The organism is Olsenella sp. An285 (genome assembly GCF_002159625.1).
Taxonomy (GTDB): Bacteria; Actinomycetota; Coriobacteriia; order Coriobacteriales; family Atopobiaceae; genus Thermophilibacter; species Thermophilibacter avicola.
In genome coordinates, this window is the sequence record NZ_NFIZ01000008.1 from 67571 (window position 1) to 89060 (window position 21490).

22 protein-coding genes are annotated in these 21490 nt (G+C 65.9%); 10 read left to right on the forward strand and 12 right to left on the reverse strand.

From position 1 onward, the window contains the following. Positions 1–164 precede the first annotated feature (164 nt). Together B5F79_RS06750 and B5F79_RS06755 are read right to left on the reverse strand one after the other, a co-directional pair. Positions 165–599 (reverse strand): DUF1893 domain-containing protein, encoded by a 435-nt coding sequence (locus B5F79_RS06750; protein ID WP_087219238.1) that lies wholly within the window; start codon positions 597–599, stop codon positions 165–167. A gap of 268 nt (positions 600–867) precedes the next feature. Beyond that, complete coding sequence (locus B5F79_RS06755) at positions 868–2178, reverse strand: lactate racemase domain-containing protein (RefSeq protein ID WP_087219241.1); 1311 nt, start codon at positions 2176–2178, stop codon at positions 868–870. A 447-nt stretch (positions 2179–2625) separates the two neighbouring features. On the opposite strand from B5F79_RS06755, the gene B5F79_RS06760 reads away from it, so the two are divergent. Beyond that, positions 2626–3294, forward strand: coding sequence for a transposase (locus tag B5F79_RS06760; protein WP_275083903.1), 669 nt, complete (start codon positions 2626–2628; stop codon positions 3292–3294). Positions 3295–3394: 100 nt separating this feature from the next. On the opposite strand, the gene B5F79_RS06765 is transcribed toward B5F79_RS06760, so the two are convergent. Next, positions 3395–4399: a GGGtGRT protein gene (locus B5F79_RS06765; protein WP_087219244.1), complete on the reverse strand. Its 1005-nt coding sequence runs from the start codon at positions 4397–4399 to the stop codon at positions 3395–3397. Positions 4400–4417: 18 nt separating this feature from the next. Next, entirely contained in the window at positions 4418–5152 is a 735-nt protein-coding gene (locus tag B5F79_RS06770; protein WP_087219247.1) for an iron-sulfur cluster assembly scaffold protein, read from the reverse strand. A 311-nt stretch (positions 5153–5463) separates the two neighbouring features. On the opposite strand from B5F79_RS06770, the gene B5F79_RS06775 reads away from it, so the two are divergent. Together B5F79_RS06775 and nudC are read left to right on the forward strand one after the other, a co-directional pair. Next, positions 5464–6420: a DMT family transporter gene (locus B5F79_RS06775; RefSeq protein WP_158094861.1), complete on the forward strand. Its 957-nt coding sequence runs from the start codon at positions 5464–5466 to the stop codon at positions 6418–6420. Between the two features lie 25 nt (positions 6421–6445). After that, complete coding sequence (gene nudC / locus B5F79_RS06780; protein WP_087219252.1) at positions 6446–7339, forward strand: NAD(+) diphosphatase; 894 nt, start codon at positions 6446–6448, stop codon at positions 7337–7339. A gap of 30 nt (positions 7340–7369) precedes the next feature. On the opposite strand, the gene B5F79_RS06785 is transcribed toward nudC, so the two are convergent. The 4 genes from B5F79_RS06785 to B5F79_RS06800 form a co-directional block, all read right to left on the reverse strand. Then, on the reverse strand, positions 7370–7630 hold the full coding sequence (locus B5F79_RS06785; protein WP_087219255.1) for a helix-turn-helix domain-containing protein: 261 nt from the start codon (positions 7628–7630) through the stop codon (positions 7370–7372). 41 nt (positions 7631–7671) lie between these two features. Further along, positions 7672–8151 (reverse strand): hypothetical protein, encoded by a 480-nt coding sequence (locus B5F79_RS06790; RefSeq protein WP_087219258.1) that lies wholly within the window; start codon positions 8149–8151, stop codon positions 7672–7674. Between the two features lie 60 nt (positions 8152–8211). Further along, entirely contained in the window at positions 8212–9471 is a 1260-nt protein-coding gene (locus B5F79_RS06795) for a radical SAM/SPASM domain-containing protein (RefSeq protein WP_087219261.1), read from the reverse strand. A gap of 409 nt (positions 9472–9880) precedes the next feature. Continuing rightward, a complete protein-coding gene (locus B5F79_RS06800) occupies positions 9881–10705 on the reverse strand; it encodes a Cof-type HAD-IIB family hydrolase (RefSeq protein WP_087219264.1) in 825 nt (274 codons plus the stop codon). Positions 10706–10906: 201 nt separating this feature from the next. Here B5F79_RS06800 and B5F79_RS11280 point away from each other — a divergent pair, with 201 nt between their 5' ends. Both B5F79_RS11280 and B5F79_RS06805 read left to right on the forward strand, forming a co-directional pair. After that, the gene (locus B5F79_RS11280; protein ID WP_275083893.1) at positions 10907–11029 is read left to right on the forward strand and encodes a hypothetical protein; all 123 of its coding nucleotides are present in this window, start codon (positions 10907–10909) and stop codon (positions 11027–11029) included. A gap of 128 nt (positions 11030–11157) precedes the next feature. Further along, positions 11158–12693, forward strand: coding sequence for a 2-isopropylmalate synthase (locus B5F79_RS06805; protein WP_087219267.1), 1536 nt, complete (start codon positions 11158–11160; stop codon positions 12691–12693). A gap of 115 nt (positions 12694–12808) precedes the next feature. Here B5F79_RS06805 and B5F79_RS06810 read toward each other — a convergent pair whose 3' ends face one another. After that, positions 12809–13105 (reverse strand): type II toxin-antitoxin system RelE/ParE family toxin, encoded by a 297-nt coding sequence (locus tag B5F79_RS06810; protein WP_087219270.1) that lies wholly within the window; start codon positions 13103–13105, stop codon positions 12809–12811. Further along, positions 13105–13374: a type II toxin-antitoxin system RelB/DinJ family antitoxin gene (locus B5F79_RS06815; protein ID WP_087219273.1), complete on the reverse strand. Its 270-nt coding sequence runs from the start codon at positions 13372–13374 to the stop codon at positions 13105–13107. The genes B5F79_RS06810 and B5F79_RS06815 overlap by 1 nt, the downstream gene beginning before the upstream one ends. A gap of 305 nt (positions 13375–13679) precedes the next feature. Between B5F79_RS06815 and leuC the strand changes: the two genes are divergently transcribed. The 5 genes from leuC to B5F79_RS06840 all read left to right on the forward strand — a co-directional run bounded on the left by leuC (position 13680) and on the right by B5F79_RS06840 (position 19990). Beyond that, positions 13680–14936 (forward strand): 3-isopropylmalate dehydratase large subunit, encoded by a 1257-nt coding sequence (leuC, locus tag B5F79_RS06820; RefSeq protein ID WP_087219276.1) that lies wholly within the window; start codon positions 13680–13682, stop codon positions 14934–14936. A 603-nt stretch (positions 14937–15539) separates the two neighbouring features. After that, entirely contained in the window at positions 15540–16046 is a 507-nt protein-coding gene (leuD, locus tag B5F79_RS06825; protein ID WP_087219279.1) for a 3-isopropylmalate dehydratase small subunit, read from the forward strand. A gap of 2 nt (positions 16047–16048) precedes the next feature. Continuing rightward, positions 16049–17179 (forward strand): 3-isopropylmalate dehydrogenase, encoded by a 1131-nt coding sequence (gene leuB / locus B5F79_RS06830; protein WP_087219282.1) that lies wholly within the window; start codon positions 16049–16051, stop codon positions 17177–17179. Between the two features lie 285 nt (positions 17180–17464). Beyond that, positions 17465–18658 carry an ATP-binding protein gene (locus B5F79_RS06835; protein WP_087219285.1) on the forward strand — a complete coding sequence of 398 codons (1194 nt, stop codon included), beginning with the start codon at positions 17465–17467 and terminating at the stop codon, positions 18656–18658. Between the two features lie 129 nt (positions 18659–18787). Then, on the forward strand, positions 18788–19990 hold the full coding sequence (locus tag B5F79_RS06840) for a MalY/PatB family protein (RefSeq protein ID WP_087219288.1): 1203 nt from the start codon (positions 18788–18790) through the stop codon (positions 19988–19990). A gap of 30 nt (positions 19991–20020) precedes the next feature. On the opposite strand, the gene B5F79_RS06845 is transcribed toward B5F79_RS06840, so the two are convergent. After that, positions 20021–20716, reverse strand: coding sequence for a hypothetical protein (locus B5F79_RS06845; RefSeq protein ID WP_087219291.1), 696 nt, complete (start codon positions 20714–20716; stop codon positions 20021–20023). Between the two features lie 143 nt (positions 20717–20859). Continuing rightward, on the reverse strand, positions 20860–21483 hold the full coding sequence (locus tag B5F79_RS06850) for a GNAT family N-acetyltransferase (protein WP_087219294.1): 624 nt from the start codon (positions 21481–21483) through the stop codon (positions 20860–20862). Positions 21484–21490: the final 7 nt, after the last annotated feature.

Below are 21490 nucleotides of genomic sequence, written 5' to 3' on the forward strand. Positions count from 1 at the left end.
CCGACATGACAGATTGCTCAGGTCAAACTGTCAACCCAGCTGACGGCCGGCATGCCGAGAAAGAGCTTCTGCCAGAAAACGCGACCGCGAAGCCGGGCGGCGTTTTCTGGCAGAAGCTCTTATTGGGTGATTCTGGACGATTCGGGTGCGGCGAGGCGCACGTGCTAGACGCCGAGTGCCATCTGCTGCGCGCGGTCCATCAGGACGCCCACGGCCTCGTAGGGCTCCCAGACGTTGGTGACGGAGGAGTCCATGGGGCACTGGCCGGTCTTGGCCCTGTTCTGGATGTGGCGGACGAGCGTGTCGTAGCTCGTGGCGATGCCAGAGGCGAGAAGAACGGCGCGCCCGGTCCAGGACATGACGGGGGAGAAGACGGCCTCGGGTCCGAGCACGGCGTAGAGGAGCGCCGGCGCCTTGCCCACGACCTTGTCGGCGACCGCGAAGCCGCGGAGGCTGCGGCCCTCCTTGATCATCTTGAGGAGGGGCTTCACTCCGCGCTCGTGACAGACGTGAATCTCGTCTCCGCGCACGGCAACGAGCGTGGCGTCCCTGTTAGCGATGAGCAGGGCACGGGCGAGGTCGAGGTCGGTGGCGTCCATGTCTTCAATCCTCCCAGCTCCCGGGGTGAATTTCAGTCAGCGGGTACTCTACCACAACCCCCGTGCGCCACAATACCGCTCGCCGAAATCGATATCACGGCGCACATTGACAATCTGTTCAGGTCAAACTGTCAACCCTTTCAGCTCGTACGGTGACAGTTTGACCTGAGCAAACTGTCGAGCAAACTGTCAACTGTCAAGAACGGGGCGCGCCCGGCCTGCTGCCAGACGCGCCCCGCGATGTCGTGCGATGAGGGTGCCCCGAGCGCTAGATCGTGACGGGCGTCACCACGTTGTCCCGCTCGTCAAACTCGAGCGGCGCGGGCTCGTCGAGCGCCTCCACGCCGGGGTACTTGCCGGCCTTGACGTCCTCGTAGTACGCGGCCGAAAGCATGATCTGGCCGATGTGCAGGCTGTTGGCGATGCGCACCATGCGCACGGGCTTTCCCTCGATGCCGTTGCAGGTGCGGATGCAGAGCTGGATGGCCTCCTTGTCGGTGGCCACGACGCAGGGGATGCACGCGCTCTTGAGGACGGTGGAGGTGAGGCAGTTGGGGTACATGGCCTCGATGTCCATCACGTCGAAGATCTTGGAGGTGATGGCGCTCGCCAGGCCCACGCCCAGCGCGTTGCCGTGGGAGATCTCGGAGAGGTTCAGGAACGCGGTGCGCTGCACCTGGATGCCGCCGTGCGCGTACTCGGTGGAGAACGTGCCGGTGATGTTGGGGTCGACGCCGGTGCCGGAGTAGTTTTTGCCGATCTCGTCCACCACGAGGACGTCGCCCTCGCCCACGATGAGCGACGGCATGTTGGACTTGGCGATCTCCAGGAGCTCGGCCTCGCGCTCGAGGATGTTCTCGGGGAGGATGGCCTCGATCATCGCCGTCTCGTCATAGGCGTTCTCGATGCAGGGGATGGCAAAGAGGATCGGTGCCTTCTCGAGCACCACTTCGGCCATGGTGGGGATGTTCTGGCCGATCTTGCCCATGCCGTCGGAGTGGACGGTCTGCGCGCCCACCTGCTTGCCCAGGCCGACGGTCATCATCTTGCACGGGCCGGACTCGTGCGTGCCGCGGAAGGCGTTGTGCGGCTTCAGGCGGCAGGAGACGATGATGCCGTCGGACTCGTACGCGTTCTTGTCGAGAACCACGCGCTTGCCCAGGCTCGAGGTGCCGAGCTCGACGACCTCCATCGAGCTCTTGATGGGGCAGCCCATGGCCTCCTCGGTGATGCCAAAGCTCGCGAGCATCTCCTTCTGGCCCTCGGCGGTGGCGCCGCCGTGGCTTCCCATGGCGGGGACGACGAAGGGGCTGGCCCCGCGCCTCCTGACGGCGTCGACCACGGCCTTGGTGATGACGTCGACGTTGCGGATGCCGCGGCTGCCGGCGGTGATGGCGATGCTCATGCCCGGCTTGATCTTCTCGGAGAACTGCGGCTGCGCGATCTGCGCCTCGACGACGCCCGGGATCTCCTCGGCAGAGATGCTCTCGCGCGGGAACGTCTGACGCGCATGGAACATCTCGGGAATCTCCACGCCCGCGAGCAGCTTGGATACGGTACCGCCCTTGGTGACCTTCATGGCAGCCTCCTGGATTGTTCGGGTAGCGATACCTGAATGCTATGACGTCCCGTTTGGTTGCCCAATGGTACGTGTGCCAGTGTTGTGACAAAAGGGACAGGGCTGTTTGTCACGCTGGGTTATCTGTCACGCCTGTGACAGGAACCTGACAGTACGCTGGCACAAAACTGCCACGTAGAATACAAAGCAAAAAACTAAAACACAAAAGAAAAACGAATATATCATCTACAAAAGGGGAATGATTTCTCAACGGGTGTCGACCAGCGGACGCCGGGTCAGGGGCGTAGTCCAACAGGCTCCGGCCCGGATCCCTACCAGCGGGAGAGGGGGCCAGCATTGCGCGCAGCGAGAGCCAAGTCGGAGTCCGGCTACTACCACGTCGTGGCAAGGGGGAACGGGCGTCAGATCATCTTCGAGAGCGATGCAGATTGAACGAGGTTCCTCCGTCTGCTCGGGGAGCGCGCGGGCGCGACGGGAGTGAGCGTCATCGCGTGGTGCCTCATGGACAACCACGTGCACCTCGTTCTCGAGGATTGCACCGATTGCCTCAGCGAGCTCATGCACTCGCTTCTGACGCGCTACGCGGCATATTTCAACTCGAGGTCTGGTCATGCCGGCCACGTGTTCCAGGAACGGTTCTTCAGCGAGCCCATAGAGAGCGACCGCTACCTTCTGGCGGTCGTTCGCTACGTCCACCTCAACCCGGAGCGCGCGGGCATCTGCAGGGCGGGGGACTACGCGTGGAGCAGCTTCGGTGAATACGTGGGGAGGCCGGGGGCGGTGGTGCTGTCAAGGACGGAAACAGTGCTCGACATCGTCCAGGGAGCGGAGGGCTTCCGGAGGCTCTGCGAGGATGACGCCGAGCCGGGTCTTCCCATGACCCGCCGATGCGATGACGAGGGGGAGCTGCTGGGTATCGCAAACGACATCCTGAGGGGTGCGGGCTTGGGCAAGGCGAGCGAGGTGGGCAACCTGCCACGAGAGCAGAGGGACGACGCGCTTCGCCTGCTGAGAAGAACTGGCTTCTCGATACGGAGAATCGAGCGAATGACGGGCGTGGGGCGAGGCACGGTCCATCGCGTTACAGGGGCGGGGGAGCGAGGGACGGAATCGTGACGAACTACCCTGTCCCTTTTGTCACGCCCGCCACGAAGAAGGGCCGCCACCCGAGGGTGACGGCCCGAATGTGACAAACTACCCTGTCCCTTTTGTCACGCTACTCGTTGAGAGCGGCGTTCACGGCGACGGCGCAGGCGACGGTCGCACCGACCATGGGGTTGTTGCCCATGCCGATGAGGCCCATCATGTCGACGTGCGCGGGCACCGAGGAGGAGCCGGCGAACTGGGCGCTGGAGTGCATGCGGCCCATGGTGTCGGTCATGCCGTAGGAGGCGGGGCCGGCAGCCATGTTGTCCGGGTGCAGCGTGCGGCCGGTGCCGCCGCCAGAGGCCACGGAGAAGTACTTCTTGCCGGCGAGCACGCGCTCCTTGAAGTAGGTGCCAGCGACGGGGTGCTGGAAGCGCGTGGGGTTGGTGGAGTTGCCGGTGATGGAGATGTCGACGTTCTCGTGCCACATGATGGCAACGCCCTCGCGGACGTCGTCGGCGCCGTAGCAGTTGACGGCGGCACGCGGGCCGTCGGAGTACGGGATGGTCTCCACGACCTTGAGCTCGCTGGTGAAGTAGTCGAACTGGGTCTTCACGTAGGTGAAGCCGTTGATGCGGGCGATGATCTGGGCGGCGTCCTTGCCAAGGCCGTTCAGGATGACGCGCAGCGGCTTCTTGCGGGCCTTGTTGGCGTTGAGCGCGATGCCGATGGCGCCCTCGGCGGCGGCGAAGGACTCGTGGCCGGCCAGGAACGCGAAGCACTCGGTGTCGTCACCGAGGAGCATGGCGCCCAGGTCGCCGTGGCCCTTGCCGACCTTGCGATCCTCGGCCACGGAGCCGGGGACGCAGAAGGCCTGGAGGCCCTCGCCGATCATGGCCGCGGCCTCAGAGGCGCTCTTGGCGCCCTTCTTGATGGCGATGGCGCAGCCGCAGACGTAGGCCCACTTGGCGTTCTCGAACGCGATGGACTGGACGCCCTCGACGATCTCGCGCGGGTTGACGCCCTTGTCGAGGCAGATCTGCTCGGCCTCCTCGAGGGAGGAGATGCCGTTCTCAGCGAGCACCTTGTTGATCTTGTCGATGCGGCGCTCATAGCCCTCAAACGAAACTGCCATTTGGTCTTCCCTCCCTTTCTACTCGTGAACCGGGAACACGGACGCGACGGTGTGGGTCTCCTCGTCGGTGCGCGGGTCGATGTACTTGGCGGCGTTGTCCCACTGGCCGTAGTGGCCCATGGCGCCGGCGATGGCGTCCTCAGGAGACTTGCCGTTCTTGAGGGCGTCGGTGAACTTGCCGAGGTTCAGGAACTCGAAGGCGATGATCTCGTCCTTGTCGTTGAGCGCCATGCGGGTGACGTAGCCCTGGGCGAGCTCGAGGTAGCGGGCGCCCTTGAGCTTGGTGCCGAACATGGTGCCCACCTGGGAGCGGAGGCCCTTGCCAAGGTCGTCGAGGGAGGCGCCGACGGGCAGGCCGTCCTCGGAGAAGGCGGTCTGGCTGCGGCCGTAGACGATCTGGAGGAAGAGCTCACGCATCGCGACGTTGATGGCGTCGCAGACGAGGTCGGTGTTCAGGGCCTCGAGGATGGTCTTGCCCGGAAGGATCTCGGAGGCCATGGCCGCGGAGTGGGTCATGCCCGAGCAGCCGAGGGTCTCGACGAGGCACTCCTCGATGACGCCCTCCTTGACGTTGAGGGTGAGCTTGCAGGCACCCTGCTGGGGCGCGCACCAGCCCACGCCGTGCGTGAGGCCGGAGATGTCCTTGATCTCCTTGGCCTGAACCCACTTGCCCTCCTCGGGGATGGGCGCGGGGCCGTGATATGCGCCCTTGGCGACAGGGCACATATTCTCGACTTCTGCGGAATACTGCATGTAATGCTCCTCTCCTGAATCTCCTGCCGGGCCATGCTCCGGCGCGAACGAACCGGTCACGTCGGACCGGTCAGAGCCATGCGGCGGCCAGAGGCCGGCCATCGTTTAGTTTACGGCAAAACGGGCCGCGCATGAGTCCCGACGGAGGCGTTTTTCGGGCGGTCGTGTGCCTGGGTGCCGCGAGAGGCCTGCTATAATCGCGCCCCGTGACGGAAAGAGGGGACATGACCGGGAACAACGCAACAGAGAAGGACGCCCGTGGGTTGACAGATGGCCCTGGGTTGACAGATGGCCCTGAGCAAACTGTCAAGTTGACAGATGGACCTGAGCAAACTGTCAAGGGCGAGAAGAACGCGCGGGCCGCGCGCCGTCCCGTCCCCACGTGGGTCTGGAAGGTCTCCCTCGCCGCCTGCGCCGCCATCTGGGGCGGCTCCTTCGTGGTGATGAAGGACACCCTGGATGTCATACCCCCCGCATGGCTCATGGGCATCCGCTTCCTGGCGTCCGCCGTCATCGTGGGAGCCCTCTTCTGGCGCACGCTGCGCGACAACCTCGACGCGAGCCACCTCGTGATGGGCGCCATCCTGGGCGTGGCATCGGGCTCGGCCTTCGTCGTCCAGAACATCGGGCTCGACGACACCACGCCGGGCAGAAACGCCTTCCTCACCGCCACCTACTGCGTGATGGTGCCCTTCATCAACTGGCTCGTGACGCGCCGGCGCCCGGCGACCAACAACCTCGTGGCCGCGTTTCTCGCCATCGTGGGCGTGGGCCTCGTGGCCCTGGGGGACGACCTCTCCCTCATCATGACGGGCGGGGACTGGCTCACCCTCGTGGCCGCGGTGCTCTTTGCGGTGCACATCGTGCTCGTGGCGCGGTTCTCCTCCGCCCACGACGTCATGACGCTCACGGTGGTGCAGCTCGCCATGAGCGCCGTCGTAGCCCTGGGCACGGCGCTTCTCACCGAGCAGCCGCCCGACCCCGCGATCTTCTCGTCCCCGGACGTGTGGTTCTCGCTCGGCTACCTCGTGCTGCTCTCGTCGTGCGTGTGCATGGTCGTGCAGAACCTCGGTCAGGCGCACGTGCCCCCCGCCCAGGCGTCGCTGCTGCTCTCGCTCGAGAGCGTCTTTGCCGTCGTGGCGAGCGTGGTCTTCTACAACGAGCTCGTTACGCCCAGGATCGCCCTCGGCTTTGGCACGATCTTCGTCGCCGTGCTCGTGAGCGAGCTCTGCGTCCGAAAGGCGGGTGGCGAGCGGGGGCGCGCGTAGCGCCCACCAGTCCCAAGGAGGAGCCATGATCCAGGAGTTTGGCGCCGAGTACGCCTATGACAACCACTTCGAGCCGCACGAGCCGGCCGAGGGCGACTACGTTCTGCACTACTCACCGGCGGGCTGCCTGGCGCGCGTGACGCACGTAGGGCGCGCGGACGCCGACGCGGGGGACTCGGGCGAGGTGATGGAGCTCCCGCGCCTGGCGGACTACCCCCGCCGGCCGGGCAGCGTGACCTATCTCTTCTGTCTGGGGGAGGAGCGCTTCTTCCTGGCGCTGGATGAGCGGGTGCTCGTGCCCGCGGGCTTTGCCTACGAGTCCGTCAACTGGCTCAGGCGCGCCGAGCCGCAGCACCTTCTCTTTGCGGCGGCGACGGGCTCCCAGCTCGACCGCTGGTACCGGGCCAACCGCTTCTGCGGGCGCTGCGGGGCGCAGATGGAGCTCGCCCCGCGAAGCCGCGAGGTCGTGTGCCCCGAGTGCGCGAGCATCGTGTACCCCAAGATCTGCCCCGGCGTCATCTGCGCCGTGACCAGCTGCCAGGGGGACGACGAGAAGATCGTGCTCACGAGGTACGCGGGCAGGACCACGGCGCTCTGGGCGCTCGTGGCCGGATTCACCGAGATAGGCGAGCCCCTCGAGGACACGGTGCGCCGGGAGGTCATGGAGGAGGTGGGGCTCTCCGTCAAGAACCTGCGCTTCTACAAGAGCCAGCCCTGGAGCTTCACGGACACCCTGCTCGTGGGCTTCTGGTGCGAGGTTGACGGTGACCCCACCATCGCCGTGGACCACTCGGAGCTCAAGGAGGCGCGCTGGTTCAGCCGCTCAGAGATTCCCCTCGAGCGCACGGGTGACCGCGCGAGCCTCACCGGCGAGATGATCGAGCGCTTCCGCCTCATGGGACGCGCCGCCTGGGAGTAGGGCCCGCCGAGCGGGCCCCGTGCCTCCTGGCTACTCGTAGTTCCTCTCGCGGATCTCGCCGATGGTGCGCTCGGCGGCGTTCTCCTCGGGGGTCAGGTAGTCGATCAGATCCCCGGGCTTGCAGTTGAGCACCTGGCAGAGGGCCTCGAGCGTGGAGAAGCGCATCCCGCGGATGTGGCCGTTCTTGATGTTGGACAGGTTGACCGTCGAAGTTCCGACGCGCTTGGCAAGCTCGGTCGAAGAAATCTTCCTCTCCGCCATGACGCGGTCGAGTCGCATAACAATGGGCACGCTGCACCTCCAGGACGTGGGTTGACTCGACCATGAGCATACTAGACAAACGAGTCCGAGTCTTCCTTGAGTGCATCTCCATACCGAACAACCATAGCCAAACACACAAGAAAGATTACGACGGAGATTATCTTGAGATCCAGATCCGCGTGCGTGATCGTCCGGATCTCTCCCAGGGAGCCAAATGCGTGGCTGGAGGGCACCATCGCGTCAAAGACCGCGCGAAGGCCGAGCAGCGCGGCCGCCGCCACGAGCCTGGTGAACTGCCGCTGCCCAAAGGGCGACGGGTCGCTCCAGAAGTGCCGGAGAAACTCGCCGAGAAGAACGACGGAGGCGGAGAAGATCCCCGCCGCAATGACGCTGAGCAGGCGGAAGGGCTCGAAGCCCTCCAAGGGGGCGTGCAGGAAGCAAAAGCCGATGCCAACCAGCAGGCTCAGCGCCGCTATCCCATAGAGCGCGTACGCTCCCAGCCTGGAGGCTCCGCGGGCGTATCTGTAGTTTCGAACAAGTCTCTCCGGCATGGTCACTCCTAGAATCCAACGGTCAGTCCAAGAATCTCAACGCAGATAAGCCCTCTCCCATCAAGTGCGAACAGCATCGCGCTCACCTCCTCTCGATCCGTAGCGTTTTTCCAGCAGCTCTCCCACGCGCTCGTAGTACGAGCGCGAGAGCGCGCAGTAGGGGTCGCACGCCGTGATGCTCCCCGTATCGAGGAAGGCCCTGGCGCGGCAGCCTCCTGCGCAGAGGTAACGGAAAGAACAGGCCCCGCAGCGCTCGATGTCAGCCGCGTCGAGCGTCGCGAACGTACGCGCCACCTTGCTCGAGCGCACGGTCTCGGTGTCGTCCGTGAAGGCGTTGCCCATCGCGAGGCGCGGGTCGTGCAGCATGTGGCAGGGGTAGATGGTTCCGTCCGCTGCCACGCTGAGCGTCCTCACGCCCGCGCCGCACGAGCGCCTGACGGCGATTCCGCCGCCTGAGAGGGAGTCCTCGATTCCGATCCCGCCCGTCGCTGCCCTTCTCCCCAGCGTGGCAAGGCCCTTCTCGCCAATGGCGAGGTCTCCGAGCTCCGAGAGGGGAGCGGTGAGGAGGCTGAACCCCAGGGAGGCCCCGAGGGACCGGGCGAGCTCGGCGTAGCGGTCGAGGTCTGCGAGGTTGCCCGCGTGGAGCGTGGGCATGATTCGCACGGCAATGCCGGCGTCCAGGCACGTGCGGACGGCCTCCACGAGCCTCCCGAACCTCTGCGAGCCCCTCAGATGAGCGACGTCGTCAGGTCCGCAGCCGTCGAAGGCTATGCCCATGCAGTCGACGACGTCCCGCAGCGGAAGGACGCTCTCATTGGTGACGAAAAGCCCGTTGGTGAGCAGCACGATCTCCGCGAAGCCAGCCTCGCGCGCGAAGCGAGCGAGATTCGGTAGGTCCGGGCGAAGCAGCGGCTCGCCGCCCGAGATGATCAGCCGTCGGGCGCCCATGGTCGCGAGCAGCTCAATCGCGGTCTCGAGCTCCTCAGTCGAGGGGTCGGGAAGGACGTTTCTGCCCTCGTCCTCCGAGTAGCAGAACCTGCAGCGGAGGTTGCAGCGCTGCGTCACGTGGAGGTACGCGGAGCGCAGGGTGGCAGGCGCAGGCTCGCCCTCCGACTCGCCCAGGTACCCTCCGGCGCGGAGGTGCTCTGCGAGCTCAAGGCAGCTGGCGGGGACCTCGTCTTCCGATACGTCTCGCTCCTTCATGGCGCGGCAGAGACGATTGCCCTCGTTGGTAAGCCCGATGATTCCGCCGGTCTCCAGGTTTCCCACGAGGGGGATGGCGCCGAGGCAAAAGAGCTCCGATTGACTTCCCAGACGCATGCAGACTCGCTCTCACGTCGCCCTTTAGGTCACGTGATGAATGCTAGGCAATAACAAGTTATGGAATGTCAATTTATCCGTTAATGGCATCAATCAAGACAAACTGAATCGATTGTTGAGACCGCAGGGAGATTCGACATCCTATGTTCAGGGATGGGGGAGGTACATGTAGCCGAGACAAGAGCCATCAATATCTCCGAAACCAGAGGCCGCCTACGTCTTCATATCGTTGTTGAGTCATCAAGAAAATGAATATACCCCGGGGTATGTTTCGGCTTGAATTGAGCGTCAGCGATCACGCTAACGTCCCGTCATCTCTCCGTGCGGTGAGGACGGAATCCCCGCTCGCCGAGATCCCGTTGACCTATCTGACGAAGTGCTAGCCTTTTTATTTTCGACAAATACCCAATTAACCTAAAACAAAGCGTTCGATTGCCTCGGCCACGCCGCCGGCGTTGTTGTCCGCCTCGCACACGTAGTCGGCGGCGGCCAGCGCCTCAGCGCTCGCGTTCGCGACGGCGACGCCCAGCCCGGCGGCGCGGAGCATGGGCACGTCGTTCGAGTTGTCGCCAATCGCCATCGTCTCCTCGGGGGCTATTCCCAGGCGCTCGGCAAGGGCGAGAAGCCCGGCGCCCTTGTTGATGCCGGGCGCGTTGAACTCGAGGTAGCGGTTGGAGGAGTAGACGACGTCGAGTCCCTCGGTCAGCCCGGCCTCGGCGAGCTCGCGCTCCGTGCGGCGCAGCTCCTCCATGTCGAGGCTCATGAAGAGGAGCTTGACCACGTGCTCCCCGGTCTCGGACAAAAAGCCGAGGTTCTTCTCGGCCGTCTCCACGATGTTCATGCGGCCCTCGATGTAGGAGCGCTCGACGGGCCAGTAGTTGTAGAGGTAGACGTGCTCGAGCGTGTAGACGTGGATGCAGAGGCCGCGCTCGATCCCTGCCTGGTAGAGCGCCTCGGCGGTTCTGGCGGGAAGCCCGCAGGATGTGAGGGGCGCGCGGTCCGCGTTCTCCGTGATGACCCCGCCGTTGAAGGAGAGCACGTACTCGCCCGGCGCGCCAAGGAGGCCGAGCTCCTCGAGGGTGCCGTCGGCGGACTCATAGGGCCTGCCCGTGGCCGGCACGAACTTCACGCCCAGCTCGCGCGCCGCGGCGATCGCCCGCCGGACGCGCTCGGGGACGCGGTGGTCGCTGTCGAGCAGGGTCTCGTCAAGGTCGCTGGCGATGAGGCGGTACATGGGGCTCCCATCAAAGAGGCGCGTCGTGCGGGGCTGTCCAGGGAATTGTAGCGAAGTCTCGCCGCCATCCGCATGTCGCTCGCGGCCGTCCGCGGATTTGTTTGTTACGGGGCAGAAACCTTTGCGAAAGGGGCGCGGCTTCTGTGCGATAGTCCACTAATCGCGCCCGACGGGGGCGCGCGACATCCAAGGGGGTCCGGCATGGTGTGGCACGAGGCTGCTGACGTTCGAGTTCGTGGGCGCGTCTGCGCGCTCGCCCTTCTCGGCAGCCGTGACCTCATGCTGGACGACGCAAACCTACTCTCGCTACCGAGCGCGCGCTAGGGTTCACCCATGCCCTGCGCGCGCAGCTGTGCCGCCGCCCCCCGGTAGGGGACGGGGCACTTTCTTTTGAGCGGCAGCTTCGACGGACACCGCCAGCCCCATCCGGGACCACGAGAAAGGCAGGAGCCATGACGAGGAAGATCCACATCTTTGACACCACCCTGCGCGACGGCGAGCAGAGCCCCGGCGCGTCCATGAACACCGAGGAGAAGCTCGTCATCGCCCAGCAGCTCATCCGCATGGGCGTGGACGTGATCGAGGCGGGCTTCCCCATCTCCTCGCCGGGCGACTTCCGCTCCGTGCAGGAGATCGGACGGCTGGCTGGCGACGACTGCGTGGTCTGCGGCCTCACGCGTGCCGTCGAGAAGGACATCGACCGCGCGGCCGAGGCGCTCAAGACGGCCAAGCGCCCCCGCATCCACACCGGCCTGGGCGTCTCTCCCTCCCACCTGCGCGACAAGCTGCGCATCACCGAGGACGAGTGCGTCGAGCGCGCCATCCACTGCGTCGAGTACGCCAAGAAGTACGTGGAGGACGTCGAGTTCTACGCCGAGGACGCCGGCCGTGCGGACCAGGCGTTCCTCGAGCGCGTAATCCAGGCCGTCGTGAAGGCGGGCGCCACCGTCGTGAACATCCCGGACACCACCGGCTACCAGCTTCCCGAGGACTTCGGTCGCCGCATCAAGGGCCTCGCGGACAACGTCATCGGCATCGAGGACGTCATCATCTCCGTGCACACGCACAACGACCTGGGCATGGCCACGGCCCTTGCCCTCCAGGGCGTCAAGAACGGCGCCCGCCAGATCGAGTGCACGATCAACGGCCTGGGCGAGCGCGCCGGCAACACTGCGCTCGAGGAAGTGGTCATGGCCATCAAGATGCACGGCGAGGAGCTGGACGCCCACACCGACATCGTGACCCAGGAGCTCACCCGCGCGAGCCACCTGGTCTCCCGCATCACGGGCATGAGCGTCCAGGCCAACAAGGCCATCGTGGGCGCCAACGCCTTCGCGCACTCCTCGGGCATCCACCAGGACGGCATCCTCAAGGCCCGCAACACCTACGAGATCATCGACCCCGCGGACGTGGGCGCCGCCGGCTCCGAGATCGTCCTCTCCGCCCGCTCCGGCCACGCCGCGCTGCGCCACCGCCTGGCTGAGCTCGGCTACACCTTCGAGGACGCCGAGTTCGATGAGGTCTACCAGCGCTTCCTCGAGATCGCGGACCAGAAGAAGGAGGTCTACGACGAGGACCTCGAGTCCATGGTCCAGGAGCGCCAGCGCGACGTCGCGGCGGTCTACACGCTCGAGGCGCTACAGGTCTCCTGCGGCGACCCGCTCATCCCCACGGCCACGGCCACCATCACCGACGAGCTGGGCGTCAAGCACGTTGTCGCGGCCACCGGCACCGGCCCCGTCGACGCCGCCTACCAGGCCATCGACAAGGTGGTGGCGGTCCACGGCGACCTCGCGGAGTTCTCCGTCAAGGCCATCACCCGCGGCATCGACGCCATCGGCGAGGTCACGGTGCGCATCACGGCCGAGGACGGCAAGGTCTACACCGGCCGCGGCGCGGACAACGACATCATCGTCTCCAGCGCCAAGGCGTACGTGAACGCCATCAACCGCATGATTCAGACCACGCGTTCGCGCGAGGGCAAGTAACGTTTCGAAAGACCCGCCGGCCCCCGGTCCTTCTCGCCAGCCCAGCAGCTTGATTCGCAAGAACTTGCTGGGCGAGAAGAACCGGGGGCCGGCGGTCCGTTGGCCGAGCCTTCGCCTACCGGAAGATCTCGCGGTGCGTGCCCGTGCGCTGGAGGACGGCGAGCCCGTCTCGCACCGCCCAGACGAGCAGCCAGTCTCCCACGTTGCAGACGTGGCACTCGTTTGATCCCGCCCACGCCCCGGCGAGGCGATGCATGTTGTGGTGCCGCACGAGCTCCCTGCGCGACTCGAGGCTGTTCTCGAGGATGAGCGCGATGACCTCCTCAAGAGGCGAAGGGTCGATATCTCGTTTAGCAAGCCGCTTGAGGTCGCGGGAGAACTTCGGGTCGTACTTTGCCTCGAGACGGGACATCAGCGCATCGCCGCCTCGAGAAGTTCGTGTGCGGAGGTGTATCCGGTCCCGGGCACGTGTGCCGCAAAGATCTCCTCGGTCTCCCTGATGGCCTCGAGGGACTCCTCGTTGGGCTGCTCGCCGTCAAAGGTGATGGGGATCGAGCCGGTGCGGACCATGTAGGTCCAGAAAGCCCGCGTCACCGAGGCGAGGTCCAGACCAAAGCTCTTGGCGACCTCCGCGGCGCCAGCCTTCAGGTCCTCGTCGACGCGAATGGCGTAGCTCGTCATGGGACGCCCCTTTCGTATGATACACATCACAATTTGTATGACTCATATCGTACATCTTACCATGAGGTAGTGCTCTCATCTGATTCCCATCTGCACAGGAGAGGTGACGCCGGAGACCCTTGACCTCCTTGCGTTTCCAACTGGGCACAACGGTCCGAGCCACGGTGATTTGCAAGTAGAATCAAGACATAGGCAACCTGTATCGATCTGATGCCGCCGGGAGGTTGTCCCCGCGCGCAGTTCTTCGCGAAGCGAAGCGTTTGAGCACGGGGACAACCTCCCGCCAGCTTCACGGAAGGAGAGACATGGCCCAGACCATGGCGGAGAAGATCCTCGCGGCCCACGCCGGGCTCGAGGAGGTCGTTCCCGGGCAGCTCGTCGAGTGCGACCTCGACCTCGTGCTCGCCAACGACATCACGGCGCCCATTGCCATCAAGACCGTCCGCGAGATCGGCGCCGGCGTCTTCGACAAGGACAAGATCTGCCTCGTGCCCGACCACTACGCCCCCAACAAGGACATCAAGAGCGCCGAGCAGACAAAGGTCACGCGCGACTTTGCCCACGAGCACCAGATCACGCACTACTACGAGCAGGGCTGCATGGGCATCGAGCACGCCCTTCTCCCCGAGCGCGGCATCGTCGTCCCCGGCGACCTGGTGATTGGCGCGGACTCCCACACCTGCACCTACGGTGGCATCGGCGCCTTCTCCACCGGCGTGGGCTCCACGGACGCCGGCGTGGGCATGGCCACCGGCCGCGCCTGGTTCAAGGTGCCCGAGACCATCCGCATCGTCATCGACGGCAGGCTCCCCGAGGGCGCCTCCGCCAAGGACATCATCCTCCACGTGATCGGCAAGATCGGCGTGGACGGCGCGCTCTACTGCGCGATGGAGTTCGCCGGCTCCACGATCGAGGACCTCTCCGTGGAGGGCCGCCTCACCATCGCCAACATGGCGATCGAGGCGGGCGGCAAGGCGGGCCTCTTCGAGGTCGACGACAAGTGCCGCGAGTACGTGAGCTGCCGCAGCCAGCGCCCCTTCGTCGAGTACCACCCCGACGAGGACGCACACTACAAGCAGGTCATCCACATCGACGCCGCGGACATCGCCCCGTGCGTCTCCTGGCCGCACCTGCCGTCCAACACGCACCCCGTGGCGGAGAGCCGCGACATCAAGATTGACCAGGTGGTCATCGGCTCCTGCACCAACGGCCGCATCGAGGACATGCGCGCCGCGGCCGAGGTCCTGTGCGGCCGCACCGTCGCCGACGGCGTGCGCTGCATCGTCATCCCGGCCACCCAGGGCGTCTGGCTCCAGTGCGTCCACGAGGGCCTGATGGACATCTTCATCAACTCCCACTGCGTGGTCTCCACGCCCACCTGCGGCCCGTGCCTGGGCGGCTACATGGGCATCCTCGCGGCGGGGGAGCGCTGCGTCTCCACCACCAACCGCAACTTCGTGGGCCGCATGGGCGACCCCACCTCCGAGGTCTACCTGGCGAGTCCCGCCGTCGCGGCCGCGTCGGCCGTCGCGGGCCACATCGCGCTGCCGTCCGACCTGTAGGTTCTGCCTGGGAGCCCCCGGCCCTTCTCTCCAAGCTCAGCGCTCGCTGCGCTCGCTCACTTCGTGATTCGCTTGGCGAGAAGGACCGGGGGCTCCCTGCTGCATCTTGGGCGGGCGCTCGGCCGCGTGGCCCGCGGCGGCGGCTCGTCGCCGGCGTGGGCCTCTTGGGGTCGTTGTTACCCTCCTGGGGGTGTAAGAATCGGGCCGAAAACGGGTTTTTCGGGCTGTTGGGTCCCGTTCTTACACCCATGAGGGGGGTAGGACTACTGCCAGGCTCCCTATGGTCAAGAGCGCTTGGTCTCCTGCGCCCCGGCAACCCCGATGTCGGGGGCGTCCTCTGTCCGGGCCTTACGTTAAGGCTCGGAGAATAGCTCGCACACCCAGCTCCCAGCAATCCTCCCACTGACTAGAATGGCGCCAACGCTATCCATCGGTGGAGGTCCGTGATGGCGCGAGCCGCGTCAGACGGCTCCTCCCCGGCAGCACGTTCTTCTCGACAGCGCGGGCCGGCGGCCATGTCCCGCGCGCAGTTCTTCGCGCAGCGAAGCTGTCTGAGCACGGGACATGGCCGCCGGCCCCACCCTGCGTACAGAAAGGACCACGATGCAGTTCAAGGGAACCGTCTTCCGCTACGGGCGCGACATCGACACCGACGTCATCATTCCGGCGCGCTACCTCAACACGTCCGACCCGGCCGAGCTCGCCAAGCACTGCCTCGAGGACCTCGACCCCACGTTCGTGACGCGCGTGCAGCCCGGCGACATCGTGGTGGCCGACGAGAACTTCGGCTGCGGCTCCTCCCGCGAGCACGCCCCCGTGGCCATCAAGGCCGCCGGCGTCTCCTGCGTGATCGCCAAGAGCTTCGCGCGCATCTTCTACCGCAACTCGATCAACATGGGTCTGCCCATCCTCGAGTGCCCCGAGGCCGTGGACGCCATCTCCAACGGCGACGTCGTCTCCGTTGACGCGGACACCGGCGCCATCACGGACGAGACCACGGGCGCCACGTTCCAGGCACAGCCCTTCCCGCCGTTCATCCAGGAGATCATCAACGACGGCGGCCTGGTGGCGCGCACCAAGCGCGTGATGGCGGAGAAGGGCGGTAACTAGCCATGGCCTCCAAGACCTATCGCATCTGCGCCCTCCCCGGTGACGGCATCGGCCCGGAGATCATCGCCGAGGCCAAGAAGGTCCTCGCCGCGCTGGGCGAGAAGTACGACGTCGAGTTCGTCTGCGAGGACCACCTCATCGGCGGCGCCGCCATCGACGCCACGACTGAGGCCGGCGGCCCCGTCTCCGCCCTTCCGGCCGAGACGCTCGAGGCGGCGCGCGCCTCCGACGCGGTTCTTCTCGCCGCGGTGGGCGGTCCCAAGTGGACCGACACCAAGGTGGGGGCCGTGCGCCCGGAGCAGGGCCTCCTTGCCATCCGCAAGGAGCTCGGCCTCTACCTCAACCTGCGCCCGGTGCGCATGTTCGACGCGCTGATCGACGCCTCCTCCCTCAAGCCCGAGGTGCTGCACGGCGTCGACCTCATCATCGTGCGCGAGCTCACGGGCGGCCTCTACTTTGGCGGCCACGAGCGCATGATGGGCGTCGAGGGCGCGGGCGTGGGCGGCACGCGCGGCGAGTACGCCCGCGACGTCCTGGAGTACTCCGAGTACGAGGTCGACCGCGTGGTGCGCTGGGCCTTCGACGCGGCGCGGCGCCGTCGCGGCGTGGTCCACTCCGTGGACAAGGCCAACGTGCTCGATACCTCCCGCATGTGGCGCGAGGTGGCGCACAACATCGCCGCCGAGTACCCCGACGTGAAGCTCGAGGACATGTACGTCGACAACGCCGCCATGCAGCTCATTGCCAACCCGGCGCAGTTCGACGTCCTCGTGACCGAGAACACCTTCGGTGACATCCTCTCCGACGAGGCCTCCATGCTCACGGGCTCGCTCGGCATGCTCGCCTCTGCGAGCCTGGGCGACGGCACGGCCCTCTACGAGCCGAGCCACGGCTCTGCGCCGGACATCGCGGGACAGGGCATCGCCAACCCCATCGCGCAGATCCTTTCCGTGGAGCTCATGCTCCGCTACAGCTTTGGGATGGATGACGCCGCCGACAAGCTGGCCGCCGCGGTCACGCGCGTGCTCGACGAGGGCTGGCGCACCGTGGACATCGCCGACGAGGGCACGCCGGCCGAGAAGGTCCTCGGCACCGCCGCGATGGGCGACAAGATCGTGGAGGCCCTGGGCTAGACGCTTCGTTAGGGCGGGAGGCCCCCGTCCCCGTGCTCAGACAGCTTCGCCGCGCAAAGGACGCGCGGCTGCAGAACTGCGCGCGGGGACGGGGGCCTCCCGCCGCGGCGGCTATCCGGCAGGGCTGGCGGTGAAAGAGCTCTGCGGCAAGAACTCGCGGCGGACCTTCTCGGCCTCCCGTCGTAGCGGCTATCCGGCAGGGCTGCTGGTAACGCTACTGTCTTTCTCGCTCTATTGAGTAAGAATACTCAGTATACTGAGTAAAAATACTCAATAGGGGGAGCCATGTACGAGAGATCCCAGGTGGAGACTATCGACGAGCGCATGCGGGAGTTTGATAATCCGCTCCTGCAGGTCGTCGTTGGGCCGCGCCAGACGGGGAAGAGCACCATGATCAGTCAGGCTCTCGGACGCCAAAAGATAGAGAGCCTCTACGTAAGTGCCGATGACCCCATCGAGCCCACCGTCTCTTGGCTGCGCACGGAGTGGCAGCAGGCCCGCAACATGACGCGCGGCAACACCCGCCCCGTTCTTCTCGTCATCGACGAGATCCAAAAGGTAAAGAGCTGGCCCAATGCCGTGAAATCGCTGTGGGACGAGGACCGGCGCACGGGATCGAAGCTCAAGGTATTCCTGAGCGGCTCGTCTTCCCTGTTGCTTCACAGGGGGCTCGAGGATTCGCTCATGGGGCGCTTTGAGCTCATTCGGTCCCCTCACTGGTCGTATGGGGAGTGCCGCGACGCCTTTGGCTACTCGCTTGACGACTACCTCTATTATGGGGGGTATCCGGGCGCTGCCCGGTTCGCGGGGGACGAGCGACGCTGGGCGTCCTACATTCGTGACTCGGTGATAGAGCCAACCATCTCCCAGGACGTGCTTGCCCTCGAGGACGTGCGCAAACCTGCTCTCATGAGGGCGGTCTTTAGGCTCGGCGCGCTTTATTCCGGACAGGAGCTCTCGTACAACAAGATGCTCGGGCAGCTGCAGGATGCGGGAAACACCACGACGCTCGCCCATTATCTTGAGCTGCTGGACAAGGCGGGAATGATCGCGGCCCTTTCCAAGTATCATGCGAAGGAGCTGGAGCGCAGGAAGAGCTCTCCGCGTCTGATGGTCTACAACACCGCGCTCATGTGCGCCCCGTCCGACAAGGGCCGGGATCGTCTCATGGGCGATTCGGACCTTCGCGGGCACGTGGTCGAGTCGGCGGTTGGGGCATTTCTTCTCGCGCGAGCTCCCGAAGAGGGCTTTGAGGTGCGCTGGTGGCGCGACGGCAACGACGAGGTCGATTTCGTGCTCCAGAAGGGCTCTGCGCTTGCTGCTATCGAGGTAAAAGGCGGCGGGGAGGCACGACAGAGCGGCATGGCCAGGTTCCTCGAGCGGCATCCAGAGGCGCGTCGCATCATCGTGGGCGGCTCCGCCGCGGGCTCGCACGGTCTTGAGGAGTTCCTGCTGGGGGAGGTCGAGCTCTTCTGGTGACGAGGCAGCTTCCCCCACGCAGGACATCTGGGGAAGATCTCGTGTGGCATGCAGCTCGCTCGCGACCCCTGGCGCCGCTGTCCCCTGCCGGGTATCCTAGCGTGTGGAAACGCGACGGAAGGGGCAATCATGACCTACGACTTCACCTCGATTCTCGACCGTGCCGGGCACGACGCCATCGCGGTCGACGCCATCGGCGCGCCCGGGTCGGGCTACCCTGCGCCGGACGAGGGCTTCGACCCCATTCCCATGTGGGTCGCGGACATGAACTTCCCCGTGGCACCCTCCATCACGCGCGCCATCCAGGAGCGCCTGAAGTACCCGACGTTCGGCTACTTCAATGCGAGTGACGCCTATTACCAGGCAATCATTGACTGGCACCGCGACCGCAAGGGCGTGGCCGACCTCGAGCCCCGCCATATTGGCTACGAGAACGGCCTCCTCGGCGGCGTGGTCTCCGCCCTCACCTCCTTTGCCGCTCCGGGCGACCCCGTGCTCGTGCACAGCCCCACCTACGTGGGCTTCACCCACAGCCTCGAGGACAACGGCTTCAGGATCGTCCACTCGCCGCTCGTGCGCGACGAGGAGGGCATCTGGCGCATGGACTATGAGGACATGGAGCGCCGCCTGGCCGTGGAGCGCATCCACGTGGCCATCTTCTGCTCCCCGCACAACCCGTGCGGCCGCGTGTGGGAGCGCTGGGAGATCGAGCGGGCGATGGAGCTCTACGCGGCCCACGACTGCGTGGTCATCTCCGACGAGATCTGGTCTGACATCGTGCGCCCCGGCTTCACGCACGTGCCCACGCAGTCCGTCTCCGAGGACGCGCGCATGCGCACCATCGCGCTTTACGCGCCGAGCAAGACCTTCAACCTCGCCGGCCTCATCGGAAGCTACCACGTCATCTACAGCGACTACCTGCGCGACCGCGTGACCACCAAGGGCAAGAAGACGCACTACAATTCGATGAACGTCCTCTCCCAGCACGCGCTGATCGGCGCCTACGGCCCCGAGGGCCGCGCCTGGGCCGACGAGCTCAACCAGGTCATCGCCGGCAACGTGGACTGGGCGTGCGACTTCATCGAGAGCCGTCTGCCCGGCGTGAGCGTCTACCGTCCCCAGGGCACCTACATGCTCTTCCTCGACTTTTCCGAGTGGTGCGAGAAGAACGGGCGGGACATCGAGTGGGTGCTGCGCGAGGGCTGGCGCGTGGGCGTCTACTGGCAGGACGGCCGTGCGTTCAACGGGCCCTGCCACATCCGCATGAACCTCGCGCTGCCGCTCGCGCGCGTGCAGGAGGCCTTCGGGCGCCTTGCCGAGCACGTCTTCTGAGGCTCGTGTCGCCTTCGCGGCTGCGTCTCCCTACACGATCGCGCCCGTGGCAAAGGCCTCGTCCACCTCCCTCTGGAAGCGCGGGGTCACGAGGTTCTCGTCATCGGAGATGCGCCTGCCGTAGGAGACGAGCTGGTCGGCGGTGCTTATGATCGTGCGCTCGGAGAGCTCGCGCGCCTGCTGGGCGATGAGGGGGACGGCCCAGGGCGCTGGCTCCTGGGAGAGGTGGATCGTCATGCCGCTCGTCACGATGCCGCCCTTGAAGGGCAGGAGCGTGAGTAGCATGAGGGAGGGGATGCGGTGCACGTGGCTGTCCGCCGGGTCCTGGCTCGCGCCCACCACGAAGAGATGGGTCCGGTTCATGTAGACCGCGCTCGTGGCGTCCGCGTCCACCACCGTGAACATGTCACGAACGGCGTGGCGCCAGGGCCGGGCGCAGTCGAGGTGCCTCCGCGTGAGGTGCAGGGGGTTCTCGCGCACGAAGTCGTCCACGAGGCCGCGGTTTCTCCAGAGGGAGTCCGCGACCTGACCCCCGTGCTCGTAGAGCATGCACGGCGCGCCCTCGCGCTCGCGCAGCGTCGTGGGGTCAACGATGCCCAAGCGCTCGTTGGCGTAGACCAGAAGCGCGTTCATCGTCGTGTAGAACAGCCTTGCATCGTCGTCGTCCATGCGCGAGTAGGGAACGGGCACCGTCGTCCCTCGCGCCATCTTGAGCTGTGGGCTCATGCTGCCTCCTCCAGTCGGGTGAGAAGGAGGCTAGAGGAGTCGCGCTCGAGTTGTCTTCATGCAGGCGTACACGAAGCTGACGGCCAAGGTGAGGGGCCGTGCGCCCTTCTCGCCCGCCGGCGAATAATCCGCGAGCGGCTTCTCTAGGAGCGCGAGCGGCGTGCCTCGGCGAGCTTGCCGCGGATGATGGCCCACGCCTCGTCGTTTTTCTCCTCGAAGGTCTCGGGGTCCGCGTCAAAGCTGGGTGGCATGGGGCCAGCGTAGGGAACGAAGCCCAGCTTGAGGTACATGCCGCAGGCAACCCAGCTCTCCGTCTGGGTGGTGAGGTAGAGGGGCGGCTCGCCCGAGGGGACGAGCTCGTCGTAGAGGCGGATGGTCTCCAGCATGAGCGCGCGGGCGAGGCCCCGCCTCTGGTGGTCGGGGCTCACGCCCACCCAGTGCACGCGCAGGCGCGGCTCCCCAAAGTGGTCCCCCCGCCAGAGGGAGCTCGTGCCGACGAGCTCGTCCTTCTCGTCCACCACAAGGATCATCTGACGCTCGAGCGCCGCAGGGTCCGACTCGTAGGTCCGCTCGAAGTAGGCGAGCCCCTCGTCGTAGGACGGCAGCTGGCCGAGAAGAACGTGCAGCCGCACCCACGGCTCGCAGAAGCGCGGCTCCCAGGCGGCGAAGCGGTAGCCCGCCGGCAGTTCGACGTCCGCGACGGGCTCGTAGTCGTCGAGCACCATGAGCACGGGGACGTGGGGCACGCTGGTGTCGAGTACGGTCATGTCCGGC

What these genes read in the sequence shown, in the direction of transcription:
- B5F79_RS06815 (WP_087219273.1), bottom strand. Translation starts at nt 13,374, where the DNA reads ATGACGAGCTACGCCATTCGCGTCGACGAGGACCTGAAGGCTGGCGCC.
- B5F79_RS06750 (WP_087219238.1), bottom strand. Translation starts at nt 599, where the DNA reads ATGGACGCCACCGACCTCGACCTCGCCCGTGCCCTGCTCATCGCTAAC.
- leuC (WP_087219276.1), top strand. Translation starts at nt 13,680, where the DNA reads ATGGCCCAGACCATGGCGGAGAAGATCCTCGCGGCCCACGCCGGGCTC.
- B5F79_RS06845 (WP_087219291.1), bottom strand. Translation starts at nt 20,716, where the DNA reads ATGAGCCCACAGCTCAAGATGGCGCGAGGGACGACGGTGCCCGTTCCC.
- B5F79_RS06795 (WP_087219261.1), bottom strand. Translation starts at nt 9,471, where the DNA reads ATGCGTCTGGGAAGTCAATCGGAGCTCTTTTGCCTCGGCGCCATCCCC.
- B5F79_RS06835 (WP_087219285.1), top strand. Translation starts at nt 17,465, where the DNA reads ATGTACGAGAGATCCCAGGTGGAGACTATCGACGAGCGCATGCGGGAG.
- B5F79_RS06840 (WP_087219288.1), top strand. Translation starts at nt 18,788, where the DNA reads ATGACCTACGACTTCACCTCGATTCTCGACCGTGCCGGGCACGACGCC.
- B5F79_RS06800 (WP_087219264.1), bottom strand. Translation starts at nt 10,705, where the DNA reads ATGTACCGCCTCATCGCCAGCGACCTTGACGAGACCCTGCTCGACAGC.
- B5F79_RS06850 (WP_087219294.1), bottom strand. Translation starts at nt 21,483, where the DNA reads ATGACCGTACTCGACACCAGCGTGCCCCACGTCCCCGTGCTCATGGTG.
- B5F79_RS06765 (WP_087219244.1), bottom strand. Translation starts at nt 4,399, where the DNA reads ATGGCAGTTTCGTTTGAGGGCTATGAGCGCCGCATCGACAAGATCAAC.
- B5F79_RS06805 (WP_087219267.1), top strand. Translation starts at nt 11,158, where the DNA reads ATGACGAGGAAGATCCACATCTTTGACACCACCCTGCGCGACGGCGAG.
- leuB (WP_087219282.1), top strand. Translation starts at nt 16,049, where the DNA reads ATGGCCTCCAAGACCTATCGCATCTGCGCCCTCCCCGGTGACGGCATC.
- nudC (WP_087219252.1), top strand. Translation starts at nt 6,446, where the DNA reads ATGATCCAGGAGTTTGGCGCCGAGTACGCCTATGACAACCACTTCGAG.
- B5F79_RS06770 (WP_087219247.1), bottom strand. Translation starts at nt 5,152, where the DNA reads ATGCAGTATTCCGCAGAAGTCGAGAATATGTGCCCTGTCGCCAAGGGC.
- leuD (WP_087219279.1), top strand. Translation starts at nt 15,540, where the DNA reads ATGCAGTTCAAGGGAACCGTCTTCCGCTACGGGCGCGACATCGACACC.
- B5F79_RS06755 (WP_087219241.1), bottom strand. Translation starts at nt 2,178, where the DNA reads ATGAAGGTCACCAAGGGCGGTACCGTATCCAAGCTGCTCGCGGGCGTG.
- B5F79_RS06790 (WP_087219258.1), bottom strand. Translation starts at nt 8,151, where the DNA reads ATGCCGGAGAGACTTGTTCGAAACTACAGATACGCCCGCGGAGCCTCC.
- B5F79_RS06810 (WP_087219270.1), bottom strand. Translation starts at nt 13,105, where the DNA reads ATGTCCCGTCTCGAGGCAAAGTACGACCCGAAGTTCTCCCGCGACCTC.
- B5F79_RS11280 (WP_275083893.1), top strand. Translation starts at nt 10,907, where the DNA reads ATGGTGTGGCACGAGGCTGCTGACGTTCGAGTTCGTGGGCGCGTCTGC.